The 26,317-nt window shown below is 72.8% G+C and carries 26 protein-coding genes; 13 read left to right on the top strand and 13 right to left on the bottom strand.

The features are described 5' to 3' along the window. Nucleotides 1-63 precede the first annotated feature (63 nt). Nucleotides 64-969, bottom strand: coding sequence for a LysR family transcriptional regulator ArgP (locus tag SA2016_RS00295; RefSeq protein ID WP_066494177.1), 906 nt, complete (start codon nt 967-969; stop codon nt 64-66). Between the two features lie 12 nt (nt 970-981). Between SA2016_RS00295 and SA2016_RS00290 the strand changes: the two genes are divergently transcribed. Then, nucleotides 982-1,644: a LysE/ArgO family amino acid transporter gene (locus SA2016_RS00290; RefSeq protein ID WP_229710821.1), complete on the top strand. Its 663-nt coding sequence runs from the start codon at nt 982-984 to the stop codon at nt 1,642-1,644. A gap of 81 nt (nt 1,645-1,725) precedes the next feature. Here the strand turns inward: SA2016_RS00290 and SA2016_RS21940 are convergent, their stop codons facing one another. Beyond that, complete coding sequence (locus tag SA2016_RS21940) at nt 1,726-2,079, bottom strand: hypothetical protein (protein ID WP_218030578.1); 354 nt, start codon at nt 2,077-2,079, stop codon at nt 1,726-1,728. Nucleotides 2,080-2,662: 583 nt separating this feature from the next. Here SA2016_RS21940 and SA2016_RS00280 point away from each other — a divergent pair. Both SA2016_RS00280 and SA2016_RS00275 read left to right on the top strand, forming a co-directional pair. Next, on the top strand, nt 2,663-3,088 hold the full coding sequence (locus SA2016_RS00280) for a YybH family protein (protein ID WP_066494172.1): 426 nt from the start codon (nt 2,663-2,665) through the stop codon (nt 3,086-3,088). Nucleotides 3,089-3,225: 137 nt separating this feature from the next. Then, nucleotides 3,226-3,837 carry a hemerythrin domain-containing protein gene (locus SA2016_RS00275; RefSeq protein ID WP_066494170.1) on the top strand — a complete coding sequence of 204 codons (612 nt, stop codon included), beginning with the start codon at nt 3,226-3,228 and terminating at the stop codon, nt 3,835-3,837. On the opposite strand, the gene SA2016_RS00270 is transcribed toward SA2016_RS00275, so the two are convergent. Both SA2016_RS00270 and SA2016_RS00265 read right to left on the bottom strand, forming a co-directional pair. Next, complete coding sequence (locus tag SA2016_RS00270; protein ID WP_066494165.1) at nt 3,834-4,871, bottom strand: lactonase family protein; 1,038 nt, start codon at nt 4,869-4,871, stop codon at nt 3,834-3,836. The two genes, SA2016_RS00275 and SA2016_RS00270, sit on opposite strands and share 4 nt — an antisense overlap. A 40-nt stretch (nt 4,872-4,911) precedes the next feature. Beyond that, nucleotides 4,912-5,334, bottom strand: a complete 423-nt coding sequence (locus SA2016_RS00265) for a polyketide cyclase (RefSeq protein WP_066494164.1) — start codon at nt 5,332-5,334, stop codon at nt 4,912-4,914. Nucleotides 5,335-5,566: 232 nt separating this feature from the next. Between SA2016_RS00265 and SA2016_RS00260 the strand changes: the two genes are divergently transcribed. Beyond that, nucleotides 5,567-6,979, top strand: a complete 1,413-nt coding sequence (locus SA2016_RS00260) for an aldehyde dehydrogenase family protein (protein WP_066501759.1) — start codon at nt 5,567-5,569, stop codon at nt 6,977-6,979. A gap of 177 nt (nt 6,980-7,156) precedes the next feature. After that, the gene (locus SA2016_RS00255; protein WP_066494162.1) at nt 7,157-8,509 is read left to right on the top strand and encodes a serine/threonine-protein kinase; all 1,353 of its coding nucleotides are present in this window, start codon (nt 7,157-7,159) and stop codon (nt 8,507-8,509) included. Between the two features lie 92 nt (nt 8,510-8,601). Here the strand turns inward: SA2016_RS00255 and SA2016_RS00250 are convergent, their stop codons facing one another. Further along, nucleotides 8,602-9,144, bottom strand: a complete 543-nt coding sequence (locus SA2016_RS00250) for an SRPBCC family protein (protein ID WP_066494160.1) — start codon at nt 9,142-9,144, stop codon at nt 8,602-8,604. 60 nt (nt 9,145-9,204) lie between these two features. Continuing rightward, nucleotides 9,205-10,023 (bottom strand): oxidoreductase, encoded by an 819-nt coding sequence (locus tag SA2016_RS00245; protein WP_066494158.1) that lies wholly within the window; start codon nt 10,021-10,023, stop codon nt 9,205-9,207. Nucleotides 10,024-10,063: 40 nt separating this feature from the next. Here SA2016_RS00245 and SA2016_RS00240 point away from each other — a divergent pair, with 40 nt between their 5' ends. The 3 genes from SA2016_RS00240 to SA2016_RS00230 all read left to right on the top strand — a co-directional run bounded on the left by SA2016_RS00240 (nt 10,064) and on the right by SA2016_RS00230 (nt 12,874). Next, nucleotides 10,064-11,050 (top strand): zinc-binding dehydrogenase, encoded by a 987-nt coding sequence (locus SA2016_RS00240; RefSeq protein WP_218030577.1) that lies wholly within the window; start codon nt 10,064-10,066, stop codon nt 11,048-11,050. 295 nt (nt 11,051-11,345) lie between these two features. Then, nucleotides 11,346-11,582: a metal-sensitive transcriptional regulator gene (locus SA2016_RS00235; RefSeq protein WP_141305463.1), complete on the top strand. Its 237-nt coding sequence runs from the start codon at nt 11,346-11,348 to the stop codon at nt 11,580-11,582. A gap of 77 nt (nt 11,583-11,659) precedes the next feature. Continuing rightward, nucleotides 11,660-12,874, top strand: a complete 1,215-nt coding sequence (locus SA2016_RS00230; RefSeq protein ID WP_066494148.1) for an aminotransferase class I/II-fold pyridoxal phosphate-dependent enzyme — start codon at nt 11,660-11,662, stop codon at nt 12,872-12,874. 1 nt (nt 12,875) lies between these two features. Here the strand turns inward: SA2016_RS00230 and SA2016_RS00225 are convergent, their stop codons facing one another. The 5 genes from SA2016_RS00225 to SA2016_RS00205 form a co-directional block, all read right to left on the bottom strand. Further along, nucleotides 12,876-14,366 carry a DUF5129 domain-containing protein gene (locus SA2016_RS00225; protein ID WP_229710923.1) on the bottom strand — a complete coding sequence of 497 codons (1,491 nt, stop codon included), beginning with the start codon at nt 14,364-14,366 and terminating at the stop codon, nt 12,876-12,878. A gap of 84 nt (nt 14,367-14,450) precedes the next feature. Further along, the gene (locus SA2016_RS00220) at nt 14,451-15,704 is read right to left on the bottom strand and encodes an amidase (RefSeq protein ID WP_066494146.1); all 1,254 of its coding nucleotides are present in this window, start codon (nt 15,702-15,704) and stop codon (nt 14,451-14,453) included. Next, on the bottom strand, nt 15,697-17,148 hold the full coding sequence (locus SA2016_RS00215; RefSeq protein ID WP_066494144.1) for a TIGR00366 family protein: 1,452 nt from the start codon (nt 17,146-17,148) through the stop codon (nt 15,697-15,699). The genes SA2016_RS00220 and SA2016_RS00215 overlap by 8 nt, the downstream gene beginning before the upstream one ends. A 118-nt stretch (nt 17,149-17,266) precedes the next feature. Beyond that, entirely contained in the window at nt 17,267-18,265 is a 999-nt protein-coding gene (locus SA2016_RS00210; RefSeq protein WP_066494141.1) for an aldo/keto reductase, read from the bottom strand. Nucleotides 18,266-18,308: 43 nt separating this feature from the next. Continuing rightward, complete coding sequence (locus tag SA2016_RS00205) at nt 18,309-18,707, bottom strand: RNA-binding S4 domain-containing protein (protein WP_066494139.1); 399 nt, start codon at nt 18,705-18,707, stop codon at nt 18,309-18,311. Nucleotides 18,708-18,770: 63 nt separating this feature from the next. Between SA2016_RS00205 and SA2016_RS21680 the strand changes: the two genes are divergently transcribed. Continuing rightward, on the top strand, nt 18,771-18,917 hold the full coding sequence (locus SA2016_RS21680) for a hypothetical protein (RefSeq protein WP_169803024.1): 147 nt from the start codon (nt 18,771-18,773) through the stop codon (nt 18,915-18,917). Between the two features lie 91 nt (nt 18,918-19,008). Here SA2016_RS21680 and SA2016_RS00200 read toward each other — a convergent pair whose 3' ends face one another. Then, on the bottom strand, nt 19,009-19,506 hold the full coding sequence (locus tag SA2016_RS00200; protein ID WP_229710925.1) for a uracil-DNA glycosylase family protein: 498 nt from the start codon (nt 19,504-19,506) through the stop codon (nt 19,009-19,011). A 1,138-nt stretch (nt 19,507-20,644) separates the two neighbouring features. Between SA2016_RS00200 and SA2016_RS00195 the strand changes: the two genes are divergently transcribed. The 4 genes from SA2016_RS00195 to SA2016_RS00180 all read left to right on the top strand — a co-directional run bounded on the left by SA2016_RS00195 (nt 20,645) and on the right by SA2016_RS00180 (nt 25,416). Then, nucleotides 20,645-21,088: a GNAT family N-acetyltransferase gene (locus SA2016_RS00195; RefSeq protein WP_218030576.1), complete on the top strand. Its 444-nt coding sequence runs from the start codon at nt 20,645-20,647 to the stop codon at nt 21,086-21,088. Nucleotides 21,089-21,098: 10 nt separating this feature from the next. Continuing rightward, the gene (locus SA2016_RS00190; protein WP_084249189.1) at nt 21,099-22,094 is read left to right on the top strand and encodes an ABC transporter ATP-binding protein; all 996 of its coding nucleotides are present in this window, start codon (nt 21,099-21,101) and stop codon (nt 22,092-22,094) included. Next, complete coding sequence (locus SA2016_RS00185) at nt 22,091-23,680, top strand: ABC transporter permease (protein ID WP_066494137.1); 1,590 nt, start codon at nt 22,091-22,093, stop codon at nt 23,678-23,680. The genes SA2016_RS00190 and SA2016_RS00185 overlap by 4 nt, the downstream gene beginning before the upstream one ends. Nucleotides 23,681-23,823: 143 nt before the next feature. Beyond that, complete coding sequence (locus SA2016_RS00180) at nt 23,824-25,416, top strand: MDR family MFS transporter (RefSeq protein WP_371326639.1); 1,593 nt, start codon at nt 23,824-23,826, stop codon at nt 25,414-25,416. On the opposite strand, the gene SA2016_RS00175 is transcribed toward SA2016_RS00180, so the two are convergent. Further along, on the bottom strand, nt 25,405-26,199 hold the full coding sequence (locus SA2016_RS00175; RefSeq protein WP_066494135.1) for an SDR family oxidoreductase: 795 nt from the start codon (nt 26,197-26,199) through the stop codon (nt 25,405-25,407). The genes SA2016_RS00180 and SA2016_RS00175 overlap by 12 nt on opposite strands. Between the last annotated feature and the right edge of the window lie 118 nt (nt 26,200-26,317).

The raw sequence follows: 26,317 nt of genomic DNA, 5'->3' as shown, positions 1-26,317 counted from the left end.
CCCAGGCACAGACCGCCAGCCCCGCATCCCGCGGGCGGATCCCCTCCGGACCCGCCCGCGGGATCAGCGCTGCCGCAGCACCGCGGCGGCGCGCACGACGGCGTCGCCCACCTCCGCGAGGCCGGGCGAGTCGAGCGTCCACGACTGCCAGTAGAGCCTGAGGTCCTCCCGCCAGGCCGGGTCGAGCTCCACGAGCGAGCCGTCGGGGTCCTGCTGGTCGGGCACCATGCCCCAGCCGAGCCCGGCGTGCACGGCCTCGACGTACTGCACGGAGTCGGGGATGAAGTGCTGCGGGGGCGTGGCCTCGGGCGCCACCCGGGCCAGGAGCGCGAGCTGGTGGCTGTCCTTGCGGTCGTACTGCATGACGGGCGCCGCCCCGAGCGCCTCCGGTGTGGCGCCCCCGGGGAACCAGCGCGCGGCGAACTCCGCCGACGCCTTCGCCCGGTACACCATCGTCCCGAGCGGCCGCACGCTGCAACCCTGGACGGGCCGCGGGTCTGCGGTGACCGCGCCGACGGCGTCGCCCGAGCGGAGCAGGTCCGCGGTGGCATGCTCGTCGTCGCGCAGGAGCTCGACGGCGATCCGGCCTCCCAGCGCCACCTCGCGGATCGCGGGGGGCAGCCAGGTGGCGATCGAGTCCGCGTTGGCCACGATCGGCACGCGCAGCAGCTCGGTGCCGGTTCCCGCGGAACCCGCCCGGCCGGCGTCGTGCGTCCGGTCCGAACGGAGGGCGAGCAGCGCCTCGTCGGCGAGCAGGAGCAGCTGGCGGGCGGAGCGCAGCAGCCGCTCCCCCGCCGGGGTGGGCACCACCGGCTTGAGCCGGCGCACGAGCACGCTGCCCACCGAGCGCTCGAGCGCCTTGATCCGCTGGCTCACGGCCGAGGGCGTGATGCGCAGCTCGTCCGCCGCGGCCTCGAACGTCTCCTGGTCCACGACGGCGGCGAGCGCCCGCAGCTGCTCCAAGTCCATGAAGAGATGCTAATGCAGATGCAGATATCGTTAGTTGATCTTCATAAGTCCGGCTCGTACCGTCGGAGGGTGCTCCTCTCCTATCTCGCCGGGTTCGGCGCCAGCCTCGGCCTCATCGTGGTGATCGGCGCGCAGAACGCGTTCGTGCTCCGGCAGGGGATCAAGCGCGAGTGGGTGCTGCCCGTCGTGGTGCTGTGCGCGCTGAGCGACGCCGTGCTGATCTTCGCCGGCGTCGCCGGGATCGGCGCGGCGGTCCAGGGCGCGCCCGTGGTCCTGCAGGTGATCCGCTGGGTCGGTGCCGCGTTCCTTCTCACCTACGGATTCTTCGCGGCCCAGCGGGCCCTGCGGCCGGGCGCGCTGCAGGCCGCCGCGGGCGCCGGCGCCGCGACGCTGGGGGCCACGCTCGCGACCGTCCTCGCACTGACCTGGCTCAACCCGCACGTGTACCTCGACACCCTCGTCCTGCTGGGCTCCCTCGCCAACGCGCAGGGCGAGGGGCGGTGGGCGTTCGGCGTCGGCGCGGCCTCGGCGAGCGCCCTGTGGTTCCCGCTCATCGGCTACGGAGCGCGGGCGCTGAGCGGGTTCTTCGCCCGGCCCGCGTCGTGGCGCGTGCTGGACGGGGCCGTGGCGCTGCTCATGGTCGGCCTCGCGGGGATGCTCCTGTTCGGCGGGTGACCGTCAGGAACTACAGCATCCAGGCCTTCGCCGTCCCCGGGCCCCTCCCCGGCGCCTGACGTGTGCAGTTTCCGGATCGCCTCAGGATCCTCCAGCAGACTCGGAACGGGTGCGGAGGTACTCGTCTGGGTCCTTGATCTGCCAGACGGCTTGGCCGATGGCCAGAACACCGCGCGCTGGCAGCGGCAGGGCGCCGATCCTCGGGTTCTCGCTCGCGCGAACGGGATGTCCGAGGTCAACGCCTCCGAACGTGGCCCGCGCCTCGTCGACAAAATACATCTGCCGTGGCATGAGCGTGCCGGCATGCCCGCTGGGCATCACGCCAGAGAACTCCATGCGTCCGGTGCCCAGCGCACCCGCCAGGCGTTCGCGGCCCCGCACCAGCCACCGCGGGCGCCACGTGGCCAGCGGCAACAGGGAGCTGATCGCGTTCACCACACCGAGGGTCCAGCTAGAGGAGGCAGTCAGGGTCCAGTCCAGGGAAGGACGGTCCATGGTCACCTGCATGGATGCCGGGCCCGTCCAGACGAGCCCGATGTGCGCGAACCCGGTGTATTCGCAGGCCGCGCCGTAGTAGCGCGGGCAAGCCGTGTCCAGCCGAGGACCGTCGACGAAGATGGACCACCGGCCGTCCGGGTCCCGATGCCACAGGCTCCGGTAGGGCCCGAAATCGCTCTCCGGAAAGACCCGCAGCGCGAGGACGTGCCCGGAGTCGAACGGCAGCCCGAAGACCCCCCCAGCCCTTCACGTGCTCGTGGTCCGGCCAAGGCGACGCAGCCCATGCCTCCGGAAGCGTGGACAGCTTCGACGCCAAGTCCCGCATGGCGTCAGTGTCGCACCATCCGGGCCGCTCCACCATGCGCGCTGGCAGCGACTTCCCGCAGGTCCGGCACGTCGGATTCCGCCGGCGACGAGGGGGGTGTCCGGCCCTGGGTGAGCGGCCCGAGATGCACGCCAGCCGGGTCCACCCCTTGTCCGCCCGGAGGGGCCGAGGTAGAACTCAACTGGAGGGTCAGTCATGGGCATCGAGCAGGTCATCGACCAATACCACTCTGGATTGCACGCATTTGCCGTCGGCGATCCGGCACCGATCAAGGCACTGTACGCGCGCAGCGGTGACGTGCTTCTGGCGAACCCCTTCGGCGGCTCCTCGCGGGGCTGGGACGCGGTTTCGCAGGCGCTGGACTTCGCTTCATCGAAATTCCGTGATGGGTCGCCTGTTCGGTTCGAAGAAGTCTCTCGATACGTCGGCGCTGATCTCGTCACGCTGTTCGAGCACGAGCACTGGGAGACCAAGATCGGCGGTCGCGATGAGCGCTCGCCCTTCGATCTGCGCGTCACGACCACCTTCCGGTTGGAGGGCGATGGCTGGCAGCTGGTCAGCCGGCACGCCGATCCGCTCACGACCCCGCACCCCGACGGGCCGATCCGCCCCACCGGCTGACTCCCGCGCGGCAGCGCCTTCTTCCAGGCTCGCCCGAGGGGGCAGGGCGAAGTTGTCCGGCCAGCGCTGATTACCCCGGGAGCGGCGGGGTAATCGGCAGCCGCACGCGAGCGCCGAGAACCCTCAAGGAGATCCCCATGACCCAGACGCCAGCAGGCCCCACCGAACCGGACGTCGTGGACATCCTGACCCGCGACCACCAGGAGATGGTCGAGCTGATCGCCCGGATCGAGGGGGCGGCCGATTCCTCGACCCGGCGTGAGCTCGCGGACACCGTGATCGCCGAGGTCATGCGCCATGCCGTCGCCGAGGAGATGTACGTCTACCCCGTCGTCGAGAAGCACGTCCCCGATGGGAAGGAGGAGGTCGAGCACGACAAGGGCGAGCACGCCGAGATCGTCGACCTCATGAAGGAGCTGGAGAGGATCGACGCCGCGGATGCACGCTTCATCGAGGTCGTCCGGGACCTGGAGGCGAAGCTGCGGCACCACGCCAACGACGAGGAAACGGACCAGTTCCCCAAGCTGCGGGCCCACATCCCCTACGACGAACTGATCGACCTCGGCAAGAAGGTGGAGAACGCCAAGAAGGTCGCGCCGACCCGGCCGCACCCCCACGCGCCGCATTCGGAGCTGTTCCACAAGACCGTGGGCGCCGGGGTGGGCATGGTGGACGGTCTCCGGGACAAGCTCACGGGCCGGCGCGCCGGCCCGGGGGCTCGGGCCTCGAAGGCTCGGGCCCGCGGCTAGGCGATCGCCCCGCAGTCGACGGCGACCGGGCCGGCGCTCATCCGCGCCCTCGAGACGGCCGAGAGCGAGCCGTCCTCGGCAATCCTGTAGCTCGTCACGGCGTGCGAGCCCTCGCCCGCCACGAGGAGGAACTGGCCGGTCGGGTCGATCGCCGCGCTCCCGGGCACCTGCTCGGTCTCGACCCGGCCGAGGAACTCGAGCAGACCCTCCCGGAGCGCGAAGCACGCCAGGGTCCCCGAGGACCGCTCGGTCGTGTAGAGGAAGCGCTCGTCCGGAGTGATCCTCAGGTCCGCGGCCCAGACCACGCCGGGGCCCGGGTCCGGCGTCTGCGCCGACCGGACCACTCCCGGGTGGAGGTCCAGCCCGGCCGCGGCGGAGGTGCGCTGGAGGAGCTCGAGGCGGCCGTTCTCCGCCTCCCTGCCGTAGACCGCGATGGCCCCGGAGAGCTCATGCACCACGTACGCGCGGTCTCCGGCGCGGTTGAACCGCAGGTACCGGGGGCCCGACCCGGGCTCGGTCGCCACGTGCCCGCTGGGCTCGCGCACCCCAGAGCCGGCGGCGTCCCCGTCCAGGGGGAACCAGCTCACCCGGTCGTCGCCGAGGGAGGTCGCATAGAGGAAGCGCCCGTCGGGGCTGGCGGCCGCGCAGTGCGTGTTGCGCCCGGTCGCGTAGGTGACGGGGCCGGCGTCGTCCTCACCCCCGGGGAGCGGGACGCGGTCCAGGCGGCCCTCCCCGTACGAGGCGCTGAACAGCGCGCGGCCGTCGGGGGCGACCGCGATGAAGCAGGTCGAGGCGGGCAGCCGGCGCTCCTCCCCGGTCTCGCCGTCGGGATGGAGGACGACGGCGCGGGGCCGGCTCCCGTTGCACCCTGCGTAGAGCGGGCCGTCGGGGCCGAAGGCGAGGGCCGCGGCGCCGTCCAGGCCGCCGATCCGGCCCGAGTGCTCGAGCCGTCCCGTCTGCGTGTCGAGGGAGAGGAGGTCGACGGCGCCCGCCTCCGCGCAGGCGATGGCGACGAGCGGGGTCTGCTGGGTCACGGTGCATCCTTTCCGTGGTCGGGTGCTCTCCCTGTCGCTGCTACCCGCTGTGGGCCCCGGGGACACACGCGCCGCCCTCGAGCAGACGCCGCAGGGTTTCGAGGTCGGCCTGGACGGCGGCCGCGTCCGAGTCGAACTCCGCGTCGCCGACGCCCTCCCCGCGGCGGAGGTGGAAGACGGCGAGGCTGTGCGGCCCGTCCGCGAGGATCCGGAACTGGTTTAGCACGGTGGTGCCGTCCGGGAGCACGACCTCGTGGTCGAGGATTCCGGCGGAGGGGTCTCCGACGAATCGCACCTCGATGGCGCCCAGCGGCGAGTCGGCGAGCCAGCGCCCACGCTCCTCACGGATGCCCGCGGCCAGTCCGGCCGCCCAGCGCGGGAGGTTGGCCGGGTTGCCGGCGAACGCGGAGACGGCGCGGGGGGACAGGGCGATGGGGACGCTCAGATGGCGGAACTCGGACACGCGCCCACGCTACCCCTCCCCCGTTTCGGGTACGCATCTCGTCGCCGTTTCACCGTTCCGGGTACGCATCTCGTCGCCACTTCGCCATTCCGGGTACAGGGCCGTGCCGACGACCCCTTCCAACCGTGCGCCCACGGACAAGCTGCGGGCACGCCATGCCAAGCCGCGCCGTCGGCACCGGCCGCACTCTGGGATGGACACAGCACTCGATGAGGAGGACTCGATGGAGACCCTGCAGACCACGGATTCCCTGCTGGATGCGATCGCGGCGGCGCCGGGGGCGCCCGGCCAGGAGCTGTTCGATCCGGCCACCGGCGAGCTCGTCGGCGTCGCCCCGGTGCACGGGCTGGCCGAGCTCGAGGCCGCGATCGGCGCGGCGAAGGCGGCCCAGCCGGCCTGGGCCGCGGCCGGCCATGAGGCCCGCTCGGCCGCGCTCCTCGCCGCGGCCGAGGCGGTCGAGGCCCGCGCCGAGGAACTGGCCCGGATCCTCTCCCGCGAGCAGGGCAAGCCCCTCAACGGCCCCAACGCCCGCTTCGAGGTCGGCGCGTGCGCCGCGTGGCTGCGCGCCGCAGCCGCCACCGCTCTGGAGCCCGAGACCGTCGTCGACGACGGCACCACCCGCGCGGTGCTCCACTACCGGCCCCTGGGCATCGTCGGGGCCATCGGCCCCTGGAACTGGCCCATGATGATCACCGTCTGGCAGATCGCCCCCGCCCTGCGCATGGGCAACGCCGCCATCGTCAAGCCCTCCAGCTACACCCCCCTGTCCGTCCTGGCCCTCATCCGCGTCATCAACGAGGCCCTCCCCGACGGCATCCTCACCGTCGTCGCCGGCGACCGGCAGGTCGGCTCCGCCCTCGCCGAGCACCCCGCCATCGCCAAGGTCATGTTCACCGGCTCCACCGGCGCCGGCAAGGCCATCATCCGCTCCAGCGCGGACACCGTGAAGCGCCTCACCCTCGAACTCGGCGGCAACGACGCCGGCATCGTCCTGCCCGACGCCGACCCGCAGGCGATCGCCGAGGGCATCTTCTGGGGCGCCTTCATCAACACCGGCCAGACCTGCGCCGCCCTCAAGCGCCTCTACGTCCACACCGGCCTCTACGACCAGGTCTGCCAGGCGCTCACCGACTTCGCCCGCACCGTACCCATGGGCCCCGGCCTGGAGGAGGCCAACCTCCTCGGCCCCCTACAGAACGCCTCCCAGCACGCCATCGTCAAAGACCTCGTCCAGGCCGCCAAGGACTCCGGCGCCCGCATCCTCCTCGGCGGCGACCCCGACGAGAGCGCCCCCGGCCACTTCTACCCCACCACCCTCGTCACCGACATAGACAACGAGAACCCCCTCGTCACCGAAGAGCAGTTCGGCCCCGCCCTGCCCATCATCAGATACACCGACATCGACCACGCCGTGCAGATGGCCAACGCCCTCGAGGTCGGCCTCGGCGCCTCCGTCTGGGCCACCGACACCGACGCCGCACGCGCCGTCGCCCACCGCCTCGAAGCCGGCACCGTCTGGATCAACACCCACGGCACCGTCCACCCCATGGCCCCCTTCGGCGGCGCCAAGCAATCCGGCTACGGCCTCGAATTCGGCACCGAAGGACTCAAGGCCCTCGGCCAACCCCAAGTCATCCACGGATAGACATCGCCCTTGAGGAATATACGCGCTGAGATATGCTGCGTAAGCCATATCTAAGTCCCAGAGGGGTGCCGACGCCGCGTCGGCACCCCCTCTGGCGCCTCGTGCAGAGGAGCGCCCGGGCGGCCCCGTCCACTAGGCTTGATCTACCGGATTCGGCAGGGCGAGGAGGGGCACAGGGTGGCCGAGAGCGACACGGGGCGAGACCCCGTCCTCGTCGGCGGCAGGTACCGGCTCCTCGAGCTCGCTGGCAGCGGGGCGATGGCCACCGTCCACCGGGCCCGGGACGAAGTCCTGGGCCGCGACGTGGCGGTCAAGACCTTCCGCGCCCACGCCTCGGACCCCCGTCGTGAGGAGCGCCGGCGCAGCGAGATGCAGGTCCTCGCCCGCCTCAACCACCCCAGCCTCGTCCGGCTCTACGACGCCGGCACCGACGCGCAGGACGACGGCACCCACCACGTGGCCTACCTGGTTATGGAGTTCGTCCACGGCACCGACCTGCGGAAGCGGCTCGCCTCAGGCCCGCTCACGCCCGACGACGTGCGGCAGCTCGGTCTCGACCTCGCCGGCGCGCTGGCCTGCGTGCATTCGCTCGGGATCGTGCACCGCGACATCAAGCCGGCCAACATCCTCGTCCCCGACGCCGGACCGGGGCGGCGCCTGCCCGCGAAGCTGACTGACTTCGGGATCGCCCGGCTGACCGACGCGTCCCGGCTCACGGTGACGAACACGACGATCGGCACCGCCAACTACCTCAGTCCCGAACAGGCCCGCGGCGAGAAGGTCGGGCCCGCGTCGGACATCTACTCCCTCGGCTTGGTGCTGCTCGAATGCCTCAAGGGGTCGATGGAATTCACAGGCGGCGCGGTGGAGGCCGCCGTGGCCCGGCTCCTGCGCTCCCCCAGGATCCCCGAGGACCTGGGCGAGCCCTGGGCACCTCTGCTGGCCCGGATGACGGCGCGCGACGCCGCAGACCGCCCGACCGCAGCCGAGATCCTGGGCGTCCTCCGCGGTGAGCTTCCGGCCGCCGGCGCCGTCCCGGCGCAGGGCGGCCCTACCGAGGTCCTCCCTGCCGAGTCAGTCCCTTCGCCGACCCGCGTGCTCCCCGCCGGGGACAGCCGGCCCACCACGGCCCGAACTCCCGTGGTCGGGCAGGACGTCTCGACGGCGCGCTGGGCAGCCGCGCCTGTCGGCCAGCCGAAGACGCCTCCGGCCGGCGCGAGGGCTGGCGGGCGGCGGCGCACTCAGGGCAAGGCGCTGGTGAGGGCGGCGATCGTCGTCGGAATCATTGCCACGCTGCTGGTGGTGGTGCCCTTGGCGCTCCGCGCGGCGATGATGCCGTCCCCGCCGGCCCAGCCAGTGCCCGCATCCCCAACTGCGCCTGCCGGCGGCCCCTCTGCGGATCCCGCGGCCACCGACCCTGGCCTGACGACGCCCGCGACCTCGTTGCTGCCCAGCCCGAGGCCGGCGAAGGCCAAGGGCAAGGAGAGGAAGCCCCACGACGCTCCCCTGCAGGGCGGCGCGGGAGGGTAGCACCCAGCCCGCCGCCCGTCCGCGTACCCGAAACGTCGGATCCGCGACGAGATGCGTACCCGAAACGGGTTGCGGGCTAGGGGGTCTGGGGGCTAGGGGGTCTGGCCCGGGATGGGGGCGCCGCTCGGGAGCCCGGCCGCAACGTAGCCGTCGTAGAGCGTTCGCCAGTCGAGCGAATCCTCGGCCGCGCCGGCATCCGGGCCGCCGGCGCTCGGCCCGGAGGAGCGGGAACCGCCGAGCCTCTTCTCCAGCTCGCCGAGGCAGACGTGCCAGCCCGCGGCGTTGCGCGCGGCCGTCGCGGAGTCGGCGAGCCAGTTGCGCAGCGTGAGCTCCGCGGCGGCGTCGGTCCCCTCGACCACGAGCTCCATCAGGTCGCCGCCCCAGGCGAACGCCCATCGGTTCGGCGGCTCCCAGTCGAGGATCCTTCCGCTGCTCGGCTCCGCGTTCGGGTCGCCGCTGAAGGACACGAGCCCGGCGTCGGGGTCAAGCGCCACGCGCGAGGGGAACCAGCCGTCGAGCCCGTCGGCGGTGGCGACGGCCTCCCACAGGTCCCCGGCGCCGGTCTCGTAGGACCGGACGAACGTCACCAGGCCGCGCCCCTCGATCTCGGCGTACTGGCCGTCAAGCTCTTCCATGTCGCGCTCCGTAACATACCCCAGGACGAATACAAGCGGGGTGAGGTGGTGTGCAGCGGTTCAGTGCCGGTAGATCCCGCGGACGATCAGGTCGAAGAGCCGGTCCGGGAGGACCTTCCGCAGCGCCAGGAGGGGCCGGGCCCCCGCTCCGACGCGGTATCGCGGCAGCGGGTGACGGGCCTCGACAGCCTGGAGGATGGCACCCGCCACGACCTGCGGGGGAGATGCCATTCCGGGCATATACGCGGTCTTCATGACGCCGGCCACGCGCCGCGCTCCCCTGGCGTAGGGACCTCGTCCGGACACCTCGAGGAGGGAGCCGCGGGCGATCGAGCTCCATTCGGACCGGATCGCGCCGGGTTGGACCACCACGACGCGGACGCCGAAGGGCCGCAGCTCGATCCGGAGGGAGTCGGAGAGCCCCTCCACCGCGAACTTGGTCGCGTGGTACCAGGAGCCGAGGGGCTCGTAGAACTGGCCACCCATCGAGGACACGTTCACGATCGTCCCCGAGCGGCGTTCCCGCATGCCCGGCAGCACGAGCTGGGTCAGGCGCGCAAGGCCGAAGACGTTGACCTCGAACTGGCGGCGGGCCTCCTCGAGCGGCACTTCCTCGAGGGCGCCGAAGGAGCCGTAGCCGGCGTTGTTGACCAGCACGTCCACGCGGCCCGTCTCGCCGAGGACCTTCCGGACGCCGTCGGTGAGCGAGGCGTCGTCGGTGACGTCGAGCGCGAGGAGGCGCGCGCCGTCGTGCGCGAGGGCCTCCATCCGCTCCACGCGCCGCGCCGCGGCGTAGACGGTGTATCCAGCTCCGAGGAGGGCGCGCACGGCGGCCTCGCCGATCCCGCTTGAAGCGCCTGTGACGAGAGCAACCTGCATGCGGCCACGCTACCCTGAGGCAGCGTCGAAAGGACACGCCATGGATCTGCCTGGGACGATGCGCGCCGCGTTCATCCGCGCGACCGGTGGCACGGACCGGATCGAGGTCGGCGAGCTCCCCACGCCCCGGCCGGGTCCCACCGATGTCCTCGTGGAGTTCGAGGCGAGCGCCGTCAACCACGTGGACACCTTCGTCCGCTCCGGGGCGTATCGGACCGCGCTGGCCTTCCCGTTCGTGATCGGGCGGGACCTCGTGGGCACCGTGGCGGCCGCGGGCCCGGGGGCCGGTTTCGCCGCGGGGGAGCGGGTGTGGACCAACAGCCTCGGCCACGCGGGCCGGCAGGGCGCCTGGTCCGAGTACGCCGTGGTCGCGGCCGAGCGGCTGTACCGCCTGCCCGCGGGCGTGGGCGCCGAAGACGCCGCGGCAGCGCTGCATCCGACGGCGACAGCGCACCTCGGGCTGTTCCGCCGGGCCCGGCTCGCCGCCGGGGACACGGTGCTCGTGGGCGGCGCCGGCGGAGCGGTCGGCAGCGCGGCCGTCCGGCTCGCCGCGGCCGCCGGGGCGCGGGTGATCGCCACCGCTGCGCCGCGGGACCATGAGTGGGCCGCCTCGTGCGGCGCGGCGGAGGCGCTCGACTACCGGGATCCGGACCTGTCGGGACGGATCCGCGCGGCCGCGCCGGAGGGGGTCGATGTGTGGCTCGACACGAGCGGGCACCACGACCTGCCCACGGTGGTCCCCCTGCTGCGATCCCGCGGCACGATCGTGGTCATGGCGGGGCTCGCGGCTCACACACCGCTCCCTGTGGGCGCGCTCTACACCCGCGACGTGAGCATCCGGGGCTTCGCCATCAGCAATGCCTCAGTGGACGACCTCGCGGCTGCGTCGCGCGCGGTCAACCGACTCCTGGCCCAAGGGCGGCCCGTGGTCCGCACGGCAGCGAAGCTGGCGCTCGACGACGCCGCCGAGGCCCACGCGCTCCAGGAGGGCCACTCGCTCCGCGGGCGCATCGTCCTGGTGCGCTGACCCCAGGGGGCACCGACCGCGGTGCGCCGGCCGAGGCGCCGACGGTGACCGCGCGGGCCCCGGGCCATGGTGGGAAGGGGGCTCCCACCATGGCTCGGCGCCCCGCGGTCCCCCCCAAGGTGCCTCCCGGCACCTACGACACCCCATCGACGGGGTGATCCTGCCTCAGGTGTCCCCTCCCATCATGAGATACCACGGGGGGTATGAACGCAATACCCGGTGGGGTACACTGGAAGCTGCCTGCAGTGCAGGCTGTGCCAGAAGGAGGAACGCCGTGAATGTCGAACCCGAGTCGATGAGGGCCGCGATCAACCGCCTCAAGCGCGCCCAGGGCCAGCTCAACGCCGTGGTGCGCATGCTGGAGGAGGGCCAGGACTGCAAGGCGATCGTCACGCAGCTCTCGGCCGTCTCGAGCGCCGTGGACAAGGCCGGGTTCAGCATCATCGCGACCAACCTGCAGGAGTGCCTCGCCCACCCGGAGCGCGGCGGCGACGTGGCCGAACTGGAGAAGATGTTCCTCAGCCTCGCCTGAGCCACGCCTGACCGGCCGCCCCGCCGCTCCCCGGCGGCCGGACCTCCCGGTGCGCCACGTGTGACAAGCTGGACCGCATGAGCCCCCGCTTCGCCGCCTCGTCCCGCTCGCAGGTGCCGCCCTTCGCAGTCATGGACATCCTGGCCCGCGTCGACGCGCTGAGGTCCCAGGGCCGCGACGTCGTGAGCCTGTGCGCGGGGGAGCCCTCCGGCGGAGCGCCGTCTGCCGTGTCGGCCAAGGCGGCGCAGGTCCACGCATCGGGCCGGGCCCTCACGTACACCCCGGCGCTCGGCACCGCCGAGCTGCGCGCAGCCATCGCCGAGCACTACCGCCGGTGGTACGGCCTCGCCGTGGATCCGGCCCAGGTCGCCGTCACCACGGGCTCCTCGGGCGCCTTCCTGCTCTCGTTCCTCGCCGCCTTCGAGGCCGGGGACCGGGTGGCGCTCGCCCGCCCCGGCTACCCCGCCTACCGCAACATCCTCGCCGCGCTCGGCTGCGAGGTCGTGGAGCTCGACGCCGGCCCGGACTCCCGCTTCCAGCCCACCCCGGAGATGCTCGACGCCGCTGCCTCCGAGCGCGGTCCCCTCGCCGGCCTCGTGCTCGCGTCGCCCGCCAACCCGACCGGGACCATGGTGGACCGCGCCGAGCTCACCGCCCTCACGGACTGGTGCGCGGAGAACGGCGTCCGGCTCGTGAGCGACGAGATCTACCACGGCATCACCTACCCCGGTGCCGGCACGGCCTCCGACGCACACAGCCCGCGCGGCGTGTGCGCGTGGGAGCTTGACCGCGAGTCGATCGTGATCTCGAGCTTCTCGAAGTACTGGGGCATGACGGGGTGGCGGCTCGGCTGGATGCTCGTGCCGGACGAGCTCGTCGGCGCGGTGGACGCCCTCGCCGGGAATGTGGCCCTGTGCCCGCCGGCCCCGTCCCAGCTGGCGGCGGTCGAGGCGTTCTCGCCCGAGTCCTATGGCGAGGCGGACGCGTGGGTGGCCGGCTACGCCCGGACCCGGCAGACGCTGCTCGACGCGCTGCCGGCCCTCGGCTGGGGCCCGGCAGCCCCGGCCGACGGCGCGTTCTACCTCTACGCCGAGCTCGGCGACCAGCTCGGGCGGTTCGGCGATTCGCGCGAGTACGCCAGGGCGCTGCTCGAGGCCGAGGCAGTGGCGCTCGTGCCGGGCACCGACTTCGACGCGGTCCACGGGACGCGCGCGGTCCGCCTCTCCTTCGCCGCCGGCCAGGCCGCGGTCGAGACGGCCATCGAGCGGATCCTGCGCTTCCAGGGCGCCTGAGTCAGAAGCTGGAGGAGCTGCCCGAGCCGGAGAAGCTCCCTCCGCTGCTGCCGTAGCCGGTGCTCGAGGATGACCGGGCGGAGTCCACGGCCGAGTAGCCGGCGGCGATGCCGCTGTTGAAGCTCACGATGCTGATCACCGGAAGCTGCGGGTAGGCGACGTCGAGGATGCTGCCCTGGGTCCGGTGCGTGCTGCGCCACGACCGCGTCGACGCCTCGAGCTTCCCGCGCATGAGGTCCCGCTCCTTCTGACTCTTCGCATGCTCGTCGATCACGGCCTCCGCGTGCGCCCCCAACAGCGCACCGATCCGCTCGCGCTGGGCCTTGAGCCCGTCGAGGGCCGCCTCCGGGGTGAGCGATCCGTCCTCGAGCCCGGCCCCGAGCCGCTCGATCTCGGCCCTGGCGAGGCCGACGCCGGATGCCAGCGCCCTGGCGCTCTCGGAAGTGCCCGCGGTCGTCTTCGCCGCCAGCATGGCGTCCACGCCGTCGAGCTCACCGGTGAGGTCCTGGGTCTGTCGCTGCCACGCGGAGCGCCAGCTCGATCCCCGGTTCAGGATCGCGTTGGTGTCCGCGATCGCGTCGTCGAGTCCGTCGAGGGCCTGGGCGAGCTCCTCGTACTTCCGGGCCTCCTTCACGCTGGTCGACCTCGAGCGCTCCCGCGGCGTCATCAGGGTGAGGCGGTCCCGGAGGCTGGTGGCCTCGCGGTGCTTGGCCCGGAAGCCCTCCCACCGTTCGAGGACGAGGCCGCCGTAGGAGGACGAGGCGGGGATGGTCGAGGCGTTGAGCTCGGTCGTATCGAGCGCGAGGGTGACGGAGGAATAGGAGCGGTCCCCGGAGGAGAGTGCCTCCGCGAACTTCCGCCGCCGCCACGCCCGCACGCCCGCCCACGCGCCCGCTCCGCCGAGCACCGCGACGCCGGCGATCCCGCCGCCGATCATGGCTGCGGGGGAGAGGTACCAGGGCCGGCCGATCCGGGACGCCGCAGACTTCACGCCCGCGATCGTGCCGTCGGTCCACTGCGCCGCGCGGAAGAGGTCCTTCGTGTCGTCCTGGATCGCCTTCTGCTCGTCGAGGCTGACCTTGCGGTCCTCGCCGAAGTACGTCCCGACGTGCCGCCCGGTCGTGTCGAGGGCGAAGATGAACAGCCCGTCCGCCCACTTCTGCCCGTCGGGGCTGATCCACTCGGGGTGGTTGGCCCTCGCGTACCGCAGGACCTCCTCGTTGAGGTTGTCGGCGGCCGCGCCGGCACGCGTGAACACCACGACCTTCGTGGGCTCGTAGAAGGAGATCTTCGCCAGCGCCGGGTCGAGCTGGGGCCGGTAGAGGGCGCCGGCGGTATCCTCGACGACGACCTGGGTCGGCGGGACGGCGAGCGCCGCCGGCGCGGACACGAGCAGCACGCCCGAGGCGGCCGCCGCCCAGACGGCGATGAGCAGGAGGGCAGCGCCCCCGGCCATGAGCGCCCGGACAGCGCCCCGCACGAACCGTTCCACGGCATCCCCCTCCGCGCGGCCCGCGGTGGGCCGACGACGCCAGCCTACGCATCGCCGTCGTCCGCCTGCAGGGGAGAAGTCCCCCTACGCCTCGCCGGCGTGCCACCGCTCGAGGCGGGCCGCCACGGCCAGCAGACGGTCGTCGTCGTGCAGCGCGCCGACCAGCTGGATACCCACCGGGAGTCCCGAGGGTCCAGTGAGCAGCGGCAGGGACACGGTCGGGCAGCCCAGGAGCGTCCACGCTCGGCAGAAGACGGGGTCGCCGGTGCCGTCCTCGGCCGGGGGCGCCTCGCCGCGCGCGGCGGGAACGAGCAGCGCGTCGAGGTGCGGGAACACCGTGCCGAGCTCGCTCCGGCACTCGTGGGCGAGCTGCAGGGCCCGGCGGTAGTCCCGCTCCGGGATCGAGGCCCCGCGCCGCAGGAGCTCGGTCAGCCGGGGGCTCACGAGCGACCAGTTCCCCTCGCAGCGCGGGCCGAGGCTCCGTGCCGCCTCGTATTCCATGATGGTGTTCTGGGCCCCGACGAGGCCGGCGAAGCTCGCCGGCAGCTCGACGTCCTGGACATCGAACCCGGCGTCCGGCAGCCGCCGCTTCAGCTCGTCGATGCCGTCCCGCGTGGACTGTTCCGCCTGGTCCCACTCGGGGGGGCGGGCGAACCCGATCGTCGGCCGTGCTGCCGGCTCCGCCTCGGACGGGGCGGACCGGTCGGAGCGCAGCACATCGAAGACCGCGGCCGCGGCCGCCACGTCGCGGGCCAGCAGGCCCACGGTGTCCAGCGTTCCGCTGACCGGGAGCACCCCGTCCCGGTCGATGGCTCCGAACGTCGGCTTGAATCCGACGATGCCGCAGAACGAGGCCGGGCGGGTGATCGAACCGGCGGTCTGGGTGCCCAGGGCCACCGGAAGGAGGCCGGCGGCAACGGCCGCCGCGGAGCCGCTGGAGGAGCCTCCGGGAGTCCTGCCGGGATCGAGCGGATGGCGCGTAGGGCCGGCCTGGAACAGGGCGAACTCCGTGGTGACGGTCTTGCCCACGAGGAGGGCTCCCGCGGCCCGCAGGAGGCGCACCACGGCTGCGTCCCTCCTCGGCCGGTGCCCGCGGTAGATGGCGGAGCCGTACTCCGTGGGCAGGTCATCAGTGTCGATGAGGTCCTTGATGCCCACGGGCAGGCCCCGCAGCGCCAGCCCCTCCGCCCCGGCCGCGTCCAGCCCGTGGGCAGCCCGGCGCACCGCCTCATCATCCAGGTGCGCGAACGCCCTCAGGGCCGGCTCCCGCTCCCGGATGGCCGCCAGCAGGGTCTCTGCGGCCTCGGCGATGCTGCTGGCCGGCTGCTGCTCAGACATGCGGCATGACCAGCATCGCGATGCCGAAGATGACGAAGCCGACCAGGAACGCGGCCACGGTGTAGCCCATGACCTTCCGGACGCTCAGCTTGGCGATCGCGAGCACCGGCAGCAGCCAGAACGGCTGGATCATGTTGGCCACCGCCTCACCGGCCGCGACGGACATGGAGACCTTGCCGAGGTAGGCCGGCGAGCTCTCGCCCAGCTGGCGCGCCGCCTCGACGGCGATGGGCCCCTGGACGCCCCAGTGGCCGCCGCCGGAGGGGACGAAGAGGGAGATGATGATGGACCCGAGGAAGTTCAGGAAGGGCAGGGTCGCGGTGGTCGCGCCGGCCACGATGGAGGCGGAGATGACCGCCTGCAGCGGCTTGGTGTGGGCGTCCGGTGCGTAGGCGAGCAGGCCCACGATCCCGCCGTAGAGCGGGTACTGCAGCAGGAGCGGGCCGCACGTCTTGGCCGCGTCCGTGAAGGCCCGGATGAAGCGGATGGGCGTCCCGTGCAGCAGCGCGGCGAGGATGGTGAAGAGCATCACCATGGAGGAGATGTTGAGGTTGAAGCCGCTGATGACGAAGTAGGCCGCTCCCGCGAGGAAGAGCAGGACGTTGAGGATCCACAGCCCCTCGAGCCGCTCGGCGAAGGAGCGGCGCGCGCCCGGCGCGGGGGCGGTGCGCGGCGAATCCTCGTCCATCGCGCCGGCGCCCAGGAGAGCGTCGCGGTCCACGTCGTCCGTCTCGTGCGGGGCCATCTTCCAGATCAGGAGCGCGAGCGCCGCGATGACCACGAGGACGGTCACCCAGCTGTAGGGCTGGAGGATGGTCAGATCGAGCGGCACGAGCTGGTGGGTCGCCGTGAAGATGACGTTGAGCTTGCTGGTCGGGTCGGTGTTGGCGAGGGCGATCGAGCTCGAGAACCCGTTGGTCCACAGCATGTACCCCATGTAGCCGGCCGCGATCATGTACCCGAAGTTGGCCGTGGAGAGCCGGGCGAAGATCCGGCGGCCGAGCAGCGCGCCGACCACGAGGCCCAGGCCCCAGTTGAGGATGTTCGCCACGGCGGCGGCCCCGAAGCACATGAGGGCGCCCTCGATCTGGTTCCGCGGCTTGGAGGCCAGCCAGATCAGGCCCCTCTTCACCGCCGGCGCCTCGGCGAGCGTGTAGCCGCTGACCAGGATCAGCACCATCTGCAGCGCGAACGTGAAGATGTTGTTGGTGCCCCAGACCCCTTGGTACCAGCCCTCGAGGATCCCCTTGGCCGACGCGTGCGGGACCCACAGCAGGATCATGGCCACCACGAGCAGGGTGAGGATGACCGCGAACAGGAACGGGTCCGGCATGAGCCGCTCGACGTAGCGGACGCAGAGGTCGGTGAAGCGCTGGATCAGGGTCTTCCGTGGGGGCGCCAGGGTGGTCGCGCCGTGCGCGCCGGTCTTCGGGGTGCTCGACATGGTGTTCCTCAGTGGTCAGGTCGGCGCGTCCCGCGCTCCGGGCTGCGTTGGCCGACAACGGGAAGCTACCACTTGGTAGGACCACATCAAGGCGCAACGCCGTGACGCGGATCACCCGTCAGGAGGCGAACTCCTCGGTGTCGACATCGGCCTGCGCCGCCGGCGAGTAGCGCGGTCCGGACACGGTGCGCTCGTTGACCAGCTCGTCCACGCCGGCGAGCACGTGAGCGGGGAGCTCCAGGGACCCCGCGGCGAAGTCCTCGTCGAGATGGTCCGCGCTGCGGGTGCCGGGCAGGGCGATGACGTGCTCGCCGCGGGAGAGGACCCAGGCGATGGCGAGCTGCGCGGGCGAGCACCCGGCCTCGCGCGCGAGATCGCCGAAGCGGTCCAGGAGGGCGAGGTTCGCGGGCCAGTGCTCGGCGTCGAACCGCGGCATCGATTGGCGCAGGTCCCAGTCCGGCAGCGCGGCGGGGTCGCGCAGCACTCCGCCGAAGGCACCGCGGCCCACCGGGCTGAAGGCGACGAACGCGACTCCCAGCTCGCGGCAGGCCTGCAGCGTTCCCAGCTCGGGGTTGCGGGTCCACGGCGAGTACTCGCTCTGCAGCGCGGCCACCGGGTGCTCGGCGTGGGCGCGCCGCAGCGTCTCCGCGCCGATTTCGGAGAGGCCGACGGCGCCGATCTTGCCCTCGCGGACCAGCTCGCCGAGCGCCCCGACGGACTCCTCGATGGGGACGGTGCGGTCCCAGCGGTGCAGGTAGTACAGGTCGATCTTCTCGGTGCGCAGGCGCGCGAGGGAGGCGTCGACATGGGCGCGCAGCGTCTCGGGGCGGCCGTCGATCACGCGGCGCCCGTCCTGCGAGGACATGCCGCCCTTGGAGGCGAGGAAGAACTCGTCGCGGCGGCCCGCGAGGGTCTCGCCGAGGAGCGTCTCGTTGGCGGTCGCGCCGTAGATGGTGGCGGTGTCGAAGTGGGCCACGCCGGCGTCGAGGGCGTGCAGGAGGAGCTTGGCGGCGTCCTCGCGGGAGGGCAGCGGGCCGTAGGACTGGCTCAGGTTCATCCAGCCGAAGCCCACGGGGCCGACGTCGGTTCCTGCGATCGTTCGTGGAGTTGAGGTCATCCCCCGATCCTTCCAGATCCGCCCGGCAGAACCCTCAAGGGGCCTACTCCGCCTGCTGCCCGCGCAGCCGCTCCATCTCGCGCCGGTCCTTCTTGGTGGGCCGGCCAGCGCCGCGGTCGCGCTGCGGCAGGCCGAGGAACGGCGCGGGCGGCCGCTCGGGCGTGTGGTCCGTGTAGCACCTCGAGGCCGCCTCGGCGCCGACCCGCTTGACGATCAGCACGTGCACCTCGAGGATCCGCTCGAATCCCGGCTGCCGGACCCGGATCGTGTCGCCCGGGACCACGGTCTGCGAGGCCTTGACCGGGTTGCCGTTGAGCCGGATGTGCCCCGCGCGGCAGGCGGCGGTGGCGGCAGAGCGCGTCTTGAAGGCGCGCACGGCCCACAGCCAGGAGTCGATCCTCACCGCTGAGGGGGACGATGCAGGTGCGTTGGAAGGAGGCATGGTGCCCAGCATCCTACCGGCGTATCGTCATGTGAATCGGGGGACGATCAAAGGAGCTCTGACATGCCTGACAAGCAGCCTCACCAGCCCGAAACCCACAAGAAACCGTCAAAGACCATCAAGGAGCAGCGCGCGGCGAAGAAGGCCAAGAGGGCCGTCGCCCTGGACTCCGATCCGGTGGCGCACCTGCGCAAGCCCCGCAGCAAGTAGTCACCACCACACACGGAAGCGGACGACGTCGGCCGGGAGGCCGCCGTCGTCCGCTTCCGTGTCTTTGGGGTGCTCCGCGGTCCCCTGTGCGCTACGAGCGGCCGGTCTGCAGGCCCGCGCGGGCCATCGCGTCGGCGTAGGCGCGGCCCATCTCGATGAGCCACTCGGTCTGGCGCTCCTTCGAGCCCGCGAAGGCGCGCCCGTGGAGGGCGCGGGCCTTGTAGACCTTGAGGCCGCGGCGCCAGATGAGCGGGTTGTCCGTCTTGAGGAGCATCTGCGCGAGGCGGTTCGCCTCGGTGCCGTGGGCCACGATCGCGGACACCCGCGGGACGGTCTTGAGGAACGTCAGCAGCGGCTTGAGCCCGGCGTGCAGCTGCTCGGGCGTGAGCTTGCCGTTGGCCTCGCCCGGGGTGAACCACGGGTAGGCATTCCACGGCATGATCCACTCCGGCCGCAGGCCCAGCTGGTACTGCAGGCCGAGCAGGCGGGTCGCGGCGGCGTCATCGCCGGCCCAGACGTAGCCGCGGGGGCTCGCCTCGCCGGTGTTGGAGAACAGGCTCACGATCCGGCACTCGTCGACGGAGTGCATGGGGTCGACGTAGGGGACCTCGAAGCCGGGGCGCAGCCGGCGCAGGAACTCCACGTGCTGGTTGACCGGGGCGATGTGGGGCGCGAAGTTGGGGTCGGCGGGCGCCGGATCCGCGGCGCCCACAGCCTCCTCCTCGGCCTGGGCGGGCTCCTCCTCGGCCTGCGCCGGATCTTCCTCGGCCTGGGCCGGCTCTTCCTCGGCCTGCGCGGGCTCCTCCTCCTGCGCCGAGGTCACCCCGGAGGGCGCGGCGAGCACGAGCTCGAGCTGCGCTGCGGCGCGCACCGCATCCTGTTCCGCGGCCGTCGACGCCTCCAGGGCGGCCTGGGCGGCCTGCTCCGCGGCGGATGCCTCGGCTGCGGCGGCCTTCGCCGCAGCGGCCTTGGCCACGGCGTGGGCCACCGCCTGCTTCGCCGCGGCGGCGGCCTCATCGGCGGCCGCCCGGGCCTTCTCGGCGGCGCGGCGGGCGGCGGCGACGACCTCGTCGGCCGCCGCGGCAGGAACCGGCTCGGCCGCAGGGGCGGGGGCCGGCTGGTGCGCGCGCGCCGGGGCAGGGGAAACCGGCGCAGCCGCAGCAGGGACAGCAGCCACCGAGACAGCAGCAGCCACCGGAGCGGGCGTCTGGCCGCCGGCGGCACGGCGCTCGGCGATCGTCGTCACGGTCACCTCGGACGCGGCCGGCCTGCCCTTGGCGGTGGCCCCCTTGGGTGCGGGCGATCCCAAGGACGCCTTGGCCGCCGCGGCCTTCTTCGGCGCGGCCTTGGCCCTCACGGGCTCCTCGTCGTCGTCCTCGTCGTCGTCGAAGATGCCTGCGAAGAGGTCGTCCAGACCGTCGTCGTCCTCGTCCTCCGGGTCGGGGCTGTAGCCGAACCCCTCCTCGTACTTCGCGTCGAGCTCGGAGCGGAAGTCGGAGTCGAAGTCGTCGTAGTAGTCGGGCTCGGCCAAAGCGGTCATGAGGTCGGGGATCTCCTCTTTTCGGGCGCACGCCGTTTCCGGGCGCGATGGGGGGCTGCGTCCGTACCGGGCTGTCTTGTGGGGTGGCGAGCCGTGGGTGGCTCAGCTGTCCGAGTCTAGCAAGCTGCAGTTGGGCTTGGGGTCGCCCGCCGTTCACCTTCCACGGCGGAACGCGTAAGCTCGGGCCGTGGATGCGGACAACGCGCCGAACATCACACTCCGCCGCCTCGGACCGCACGACGCCGGCCGGCTCACCGCGGCCTCGGACCTCTTCGACGCTCCCATCACCGAAGCTGGCGCCCGCGAGTTCCTCACCCGGCCGGGCCACCACCTGCTGCTCGCCGAGGACTCGGACGGCCGGGCGGTCGGGTTCGTCAGCGGCGTCGAGACCGCCCACCCGGACAAGGGCACCGAGATGTTCCTCTACGAGCTCGCCGTGGCGGAGGGCTGGCGCCGCCGCGGCGTGGCCTCGCACCTGGTCAACGCCCTCGCGGAGATCGCCCGCGAGGGCGGGTGCTACGGCATGTGGACGGCCGCGGAGCAGGGCAATGAGGCGGCCCTGGCCACGTACCGCTCCACGGGGGCACGCCTCGAGCCCGGGACCACCCTCGTCGTCTACGACCTCGCGTGAGGGCCCGCACATGGTCGCCCCGGTCAGCATCACGGGCCTGACGAAGACCTTCGGCAGGGTGCGCGCCCTCGACGGGCTGGACCTCGAGGTCCGCGAGGGCGAGGTCCTCGGCTTCCTCGGGCCCAACGGTGCGGGGAAGTCGACCACGCTCCGGATCCTCCTCGGCCTCCTCCGGGCCGAGGCCGGCCATGTCGAACTGCTCGGCGGGGATCCCTGGCGCGACGTCGTGCGCCTCCACCGGCGCATCGCCTACGTTCCCGGGGACGTGAGCCTGTGGCCCTCCCTCACGGGCGGGCAGGCCATCGACCTCATCGGACGCCTCCGCGGCGGCCTCGACGAGCCGCGCCGGGCCGAGCTCATCGACACGTTCGAACTGGACCCGTCCAAGCGCGGCCGCGCCTACTCGAAGGGCAACCGGCAGAAGGTCGCGATCGTCGCCGCCCTCGCCTCCCGCGCGGAGCTCCTCATCCTCGACGAGCCCACGGCTGGCCTGGACCCGCTCATGGAGGCCCTGTTCCGCCAGGAGATCCGGCGGGAGAAGGCCGCGGGACGGAGCGTGCTGCTCTCGAGCCACATCCTGGCCGAGGTCGAGGCCCTCGCGGACCGCATCAGCATCGTCCGCCAGGGCCGGGTCATCGAGACCGGCACGCTCGAGCAGATGCAGGTCCGCGCCCGCACCACCGTCGCCGCGACGCTCGCGGACGGCGCGGCCCGTCCCGACGCCCTCGCGGCGCTGCCCGGCGTCGCGGACCTGCGCATCGACGACGGCCGCGTGCGCTTCAGCGTCGACGGCGAGGGGCTCGGCCTCGCCATGAACGCCCTCGCCGCCCACGGCCTGCGCGCGCTGACGGTCACCCCTCCGAGCCTCGAGGACCTCTTCCTCCAGCACTACGGCGACCGCCTCCCGCCCGGCACCGAGGGGAAGGAGAGCGGGACGCACGACGCCGCCGCTCGCCGTCGTGCGCGGGGTCGCCACCGCGGCGGCTCGGGGCAGGAGCAGCCGTGAGCGGGTTCGCGGGCACCGGGCGGCTGCTCCTGTTCGCGCTCCGGCTCGACCGGCTCCGGCTCGCACCCTGGGTCCTCATCATCGCGCTCTTCCCGTTCACCGTGTACAACAGCTACTCGACCGTGTTCTCGGGCCCCGACGAGGCGCGCTCGCTCGAGCAGACCCTGAGCACCAACCCGGCGTTCATGCTCCTCCTCGGCCCCGCGGACCGCCTGGACGACCCCTTCGGCTTCACGACGTGGCGCATGCAGGTCTTCGGCATGTTCTTCGCCGCGCTCATGGCCGTCTTCGCGGTCACCCGGCACGCGCGGGCCGCCGAGGACACCGGGCAGGCCGAGCTCATCGACTCGGGGGCCGTGGGCCAGCACGCGCGCCTCGCCGCCGCGGTCCTGCTCGCGTGGATCGCCTCCGCGGCCGTGGCCCTCGTGATCGGTGGCACCCTCGCGGTGTCCGGCGCCCGCGCACAGGAGTCCTTCGCACTCGGGGCGCTCATCGGCGGAGTGGGAGTCACGTTCGCGGGCATTGCCGCGGTCACCTGCCAGATCGGCTCGTATGCCCGCACGGCCAACACGCTTGCGGCGACGATCCTGGTCCTCGCCTACGTGGTGCGCGGGCTCGCGGACACCCTCACGGGAGGGGAGTGGGCCCTGTGGACGAGCCCGCTGGGCTGGGCGGAGCTCGTGCGGCCGGCCACGGAGCTCAGCCCGGCACCGCTCGCCCTCCTCGTCGCAGCGGGCGCCGCGGCGGCAGGAGTCGGGGCGTGGCTGGCCGGCCGGCGGGACTACGGCGCCGGACTGGTCCACGAGCGTCCGGGGCCCACCCGGTGGCGCGCGGGGGTGTGGGGGCACACCGCCGCCCTCTACCGGGCGCCGACCCTGACCTGGACGGCCGCCTTCGTGTTCCTCGGCTTCGTCTACGGGCTCGTGACCGGGACGCTGCGGGACTTCTACGAGGGCAACGCCTTCATCCGCCAGCTCCTCGCCGCGCACGCGGCGACGGAGGCGGACCTGACCTTCACGTTCGTCTCGCTGCTCCTGCTCATCCTGGCGCTGACCGGGGCCGTCCTCGGGATCCAGGTCGCCGCGCGGTTCGCCGCCGAGGAAGAGGAGGGCCGCGCCGAGTGGCTCCTCTCCACCGCCGTCTCGCGGCAGGGCTACTTCGTCCCCACGGCCGTGGCCGCGCTCCTCGCGCCCTCGGCCACCTTCGCGGTGGGCGGCGCCGTGCTCGCGGCGACCTCCGATGCGACGGGGGCCCCGATCGGCGCCGGCGACATCGTGCGCCAGACCCTCGCGACCCTCCCTGCGCTGTGGCTCGCGACCGCCGCCGGACTCGCGCTGGTCGGCGCCGCCCCGCTGCTGCGTTGGATCGCGTGGCTCCTCCTGGTGTACTGGCTCCTCGTCACAGTCTTCGGCCCGGTGCTCAAGGCACCGGACTGGCTGCTGGACACCAGCCCGTTCCATGTCATCCCCCGCGTCACCGCGGCCGACGCCGACTGGGCACCCGTCGCCTGGATCCTCGCCATCACCGCCGCTCTCCTCGCGGCGGCCGTCCTCGGCTACCGGGCGCGGAGCATCCGCGGCGCCTGAGCCGTTCCGCGCCTGTCCGATGCGCCCACCTTCTGGAAGAATTGGTGCCCTCCCCGCGTTGGACTCCGCATCGGCTCCTGCGCCGGGCGTGCCCCGTGGGCCGCCGCACCCCTGTCCTTCCCTGAAGCACCTCAGGAGAACCGTTGCCTTCCGCACCCGAGCACCCCTCGCCGTCGGCCGCCGCACACCCCGCGACGCCGCGCCAGGCTCATCCCATCAGCCCGGAGAGCCGGCTCATCGTGACCGTGCTGGTCATCGCGGCCTTCGTGGTGATCCTCAATGAGACGATCATGAACGTCGCGCTGCCGCGGCTTATGGCCGAGCTGCACGTCGACGCGCCCACGGTCCAGTGGCTCTCGACCGCGTTCATGCTGACGATGTCCGTGGTCATCCCGACCACCGGCTTCCTGCTCCAGCGGCTGTCCACCCGCGCCGTGTACATCCTGGCGATGAGCCTGTTCAGCACCGGGACGCTGCTCGCCGCGCTGGCCCCGGGCTTCGGCGTGCTGCTGCTCGCCCGCGTGGTCCAGGCGTGCGGCACGGCGATCATGATGCCGCTGCTGATGACGAGCGTCCTCACCCTGATCCCCGTCCCGCGGCGCGGCCAGGTCATGGGCACCGTCAGCATCGTCATCTCGGTGGCTCCCGCCGTGGGACCCACCCTCTCCGGGCTGATCCTGCAGTTCCTGTCCTGGCGGTTCATGTTCCTCGCCGTGCTGCCGATCGCCATCGCCGCGCTGCTGTTCGGCGCCGCGAAGCTGCGGGGGGCGGCCGGCGGTGAGCGGAGCTCCCTCGACACCCTCTCCGTGGTGCTGTCGGTGCCGGCCTTCGGCGGCGTGGTGTACGGACTGAGCCAGCTGGGCGGCGAGGGATCGGGCGGCCTCGGCCCCGTGGCGCCCCTCCTCGTCGGCGCCGCCGCGCTGGCGGCCTTCGTGCTCCGCCAGCTCGCGCTGCAGCGCTCCGGCTCACCGCTGCTGGACCTGCGCGCGTTCGCGTACCCCATGTACACGGTCGCCACGGCGCTGCTCATGGTCGGCATGATGGCGCTGTTCGGCGTCGTCATCCTCCTGCCGCTCTACCTCCAGCAGCTGCGCGGGCTCGACACACTCGGGACCGGCCTGCTCCTCCTGCCGGGCGGCCTGGTCATGGGGCTCCTCGCCCCCACCGTGGGCCGCTGGTTCGACCGGGTCGGCCCGGTGCCGCTGACGCTGACGGGGACGTCCCTCATCACCGCGGTCCTCGGGGCGCTGGCGTTCATCACCGCCGAGACGTCGGTGTGGCTGGTCATGGGCCTGCACATCGTCCTGTCCCTCGGGCTCGCCTTCCTGTTCACCCCGACGTTCACGAGCGGGCTGAACCCGCTGCCGCCGCGGCTGTACAGCCACGGCTCGGCGATCCTGAGCACGCTGCAGCAGGTGGCCGGGGCCGCCGGAACGGCGCTCCTCGTGGCGGTGATGGCGGGGACGGCGCACGCAGCCAGCGCGTCCATGCCCGCCACCGACGCGGCCATGGCGGGCTTCCACGCCGCGTTCCTAGTCGCTGCCGCCGCCGGCGTCGCCGCGATCGTGCTCGCTGCCTTCCTCCGCAACCGGCCTGCGGAGGGGCGGGGGACCACGGCCCGTCCGGGCCGGACGGGCAGGCCGAGCCCCAGGGCGCGGGCACGGAGCCGCGGCAGGCCGTCTGACGGTACTCCAGAGGGCATATACCGCATGCGGCATGGAGGGTCACGGGGCTGAGAAGCCGCCGTCCGCGTGGATCAGCTGGCCGTTGACCCAGCCGCCCGGGCCGCTCAGGAGGAAGGCCACGACACCGGCGACGTCGGCCGGGGTGCCGAGGCGTCCCCAGGGCTGCCGGGCGCTCAGGGCATCCCGGGTCGCGTCGTCCATCCAGCCGGTGTCGACCGGCCCCGGGTTGAGGGCGTTGGCCGCGATGCCCTGCGGCGCGAGCTCCCGGGCGGCCGCCGTGACGATGCGGTCGAGTGCGCCCTTGCTTGCCCCGTAGGGCATGTTCCCGACCGTGTGGTCGGAGGTGAGCGCGACGATGCGCCCGGCGCCGTGCCACTCAGCGGGGAACTGCTGGGCGTAGGCCCGGACGAGGAGCCAGGAGGCCCGGGCGTTCACCGCGAAGTGCCGGTCGAAGGATTCGGTCCGGGTGTCGAGCAGGGCCGAATCGACCGACTCCGCGTGGCTGAGGACGAGAGCCCTCACCGGCCGGTCCCTCCCGGCCTCTGCCAGGAGGCGCTCAGGCGTTGCGGGATCCGTCAGATCCGCCTCGATCGCGGCCACCGAGGCACCGAGCCCGCGCAGCTCGTGGGCGATGGCCTCGGTGTCCCCGGCGCGGACGCCCCAGGGCATGCGGCCGTCGTAGGCGCTCCAGTAGGAGAGGGCGAGGTCCCATCCCTGGCGCGCGAGCTCGCGTGCGATCCCGGCTCCGATTCCGACCGTGCGCCCCACGCCCGTGATGAGGGCGACGGGCCGGTCACCGCCCGTTGGCGGCCGTCCGTCCGGGCTGGGCTTCATCACGCCATGCTAGCCGGAGGGTTGTGCCCGGAGCGGGGACCGCGAGGGGAGCTGTACCCGGAACGGCGAAAGTGCGACGAGATGCGTACCCGAAACGGGCGGGACGGGGTTGTTCACC

The organism is Sinomonas atrocyanea, from assembly GCF_001577305.1.
GTDB classification, from domain to species: domain Bacteria; phylum Actinomycetota; class Actinomycetes; order Actinomycetales; family Micrococcaceae; genus Sinomonas; species Sinomonas atrocyanea.
Note: the sequence above shows the minus strand (reverse complement) of the source record. Positions and strands in the feature narration are given on the sequence as shown.

Bases quoted from the DNA above. Each gene is read 5' to 3' on its own strand.
- SA2016_RS00275 (WP_066494170.1), top strand. From the start codon at position 3,226: ATGACCCAGACGCCAGCAGGCCCCACCGAACCGGACGTCGTGGACATC.
- SA2016_RS00245 (WP_066494158.1), bottom strand. From the start codon at position 10,023: ATGCAGGTTGCTCTCGTCACAGGCGCTTCAAGCGGGATCGGCGAGGCC.
- SA2016_RS00210 (WP_066494141.1), bottom strand. From the start codon at position 18,265: ATGACCTCAACTCCACGAACGATCGCAGGAACCGACGTCGGCCCCGTG.
- SA2016_RS00280 (WP_066494172.1), top strand. From the start codon at position 2,663: ATGGGCATCGAGCAGGTCATCGACCAATACCACTCTGGATTGCACGCA.
- SA2016_RS00190 (WP_084249189.1), top strand. From the start codon at position 21,099: ATGGTCGCCCCGGTCAGCATCACGGGCCTGACGAAGACCTTCGGCAGG.
- SA2016_RS00240 (WP_218030577.1), top strand. From the start codon at position 10,064: ATGGATCTGCCTGGGACGATGCGCGCCGCGTTCATCCGCGCGACCGGT.
- SA2016_RS00290 (WP_229710821.1), top strand. From the start codon at position 982: ATGCAGATGCAGATATCGTTAGTTGATCTTCATAAGTCCGGCTCGTAC.
- SA2016_RS00295 (WP_066494177.1), bottom strand. From the start codon at position 969: ATGGACTTGGAGCAGCTGCGGGCGCTCGCCGCCGTCGTGGACCAGGAG.
- SA2016_RS00205 (WP_066494139.1), bottom strand. From the start codon at position 18,707: ATGCCTCCTTCCAACGCACCTGCATCGTCCCCCTCAGCGGTGAGGATC.
- SA2016_RS00200 (WP_229710925.1), bottom strand. From the start codon at position 19,506: ATGCACTCCGTCGACGAGTGCCGGATCGTGAGCCTGTTCTCCAACACC.
- SA2016_RS00220 (WP_066494146.1), bottom strand. From the start codon at position 15,704: ATGTCTGAGCAGCAGCCGGCCAGCAGCATCGCCGAGGCCGCAGAGACC.
- SA2016_RS00230 (WP_066494148.1), top strand. From the start codon at position 11,660: ATGAGCCCCCGCTTCGCCGCCTCGTCCCGCTCGCAGGTGCCGCCCTTC.
- SA2016_RS21680 (WP_169803024.1), top strand. From the start codon at position 18,771: ATGCCTGACAAGCAGCCTCACCAGCCCGAAACCCACAAGAAACCGTCA.
- SA2016_RS00235 (WP_141305463.1), top strand. From the start codon at position 11,346: ATGAGGGCCGCGATCAACCGCCTCAAGCGCGCCCAGGGCCAGCTCAAC.
- SA2016_RS00250 (WP_066494160.1), bottom strand. From the start codon at position 9,144: ATGGAAGAGCTTGACGGCCAGTACGCCGAGATCGAGGGGCGCGGCCTG.
- SA2016_RS00175 (WP_066494135.1), bottom strand. From the start codon at position 26,199: ATGAAGCCCAGCCCGGACGGACGGCCGCCAACGGGCGGTGACCGGCCC.
- SA2016_RS00215 (WP_066494144.1), bottom strand. From the start codon at position 17,148: ATGTCGAGCACCCCGAAGACCGGCGCGCACGGCGCGACCACCCTGGCG.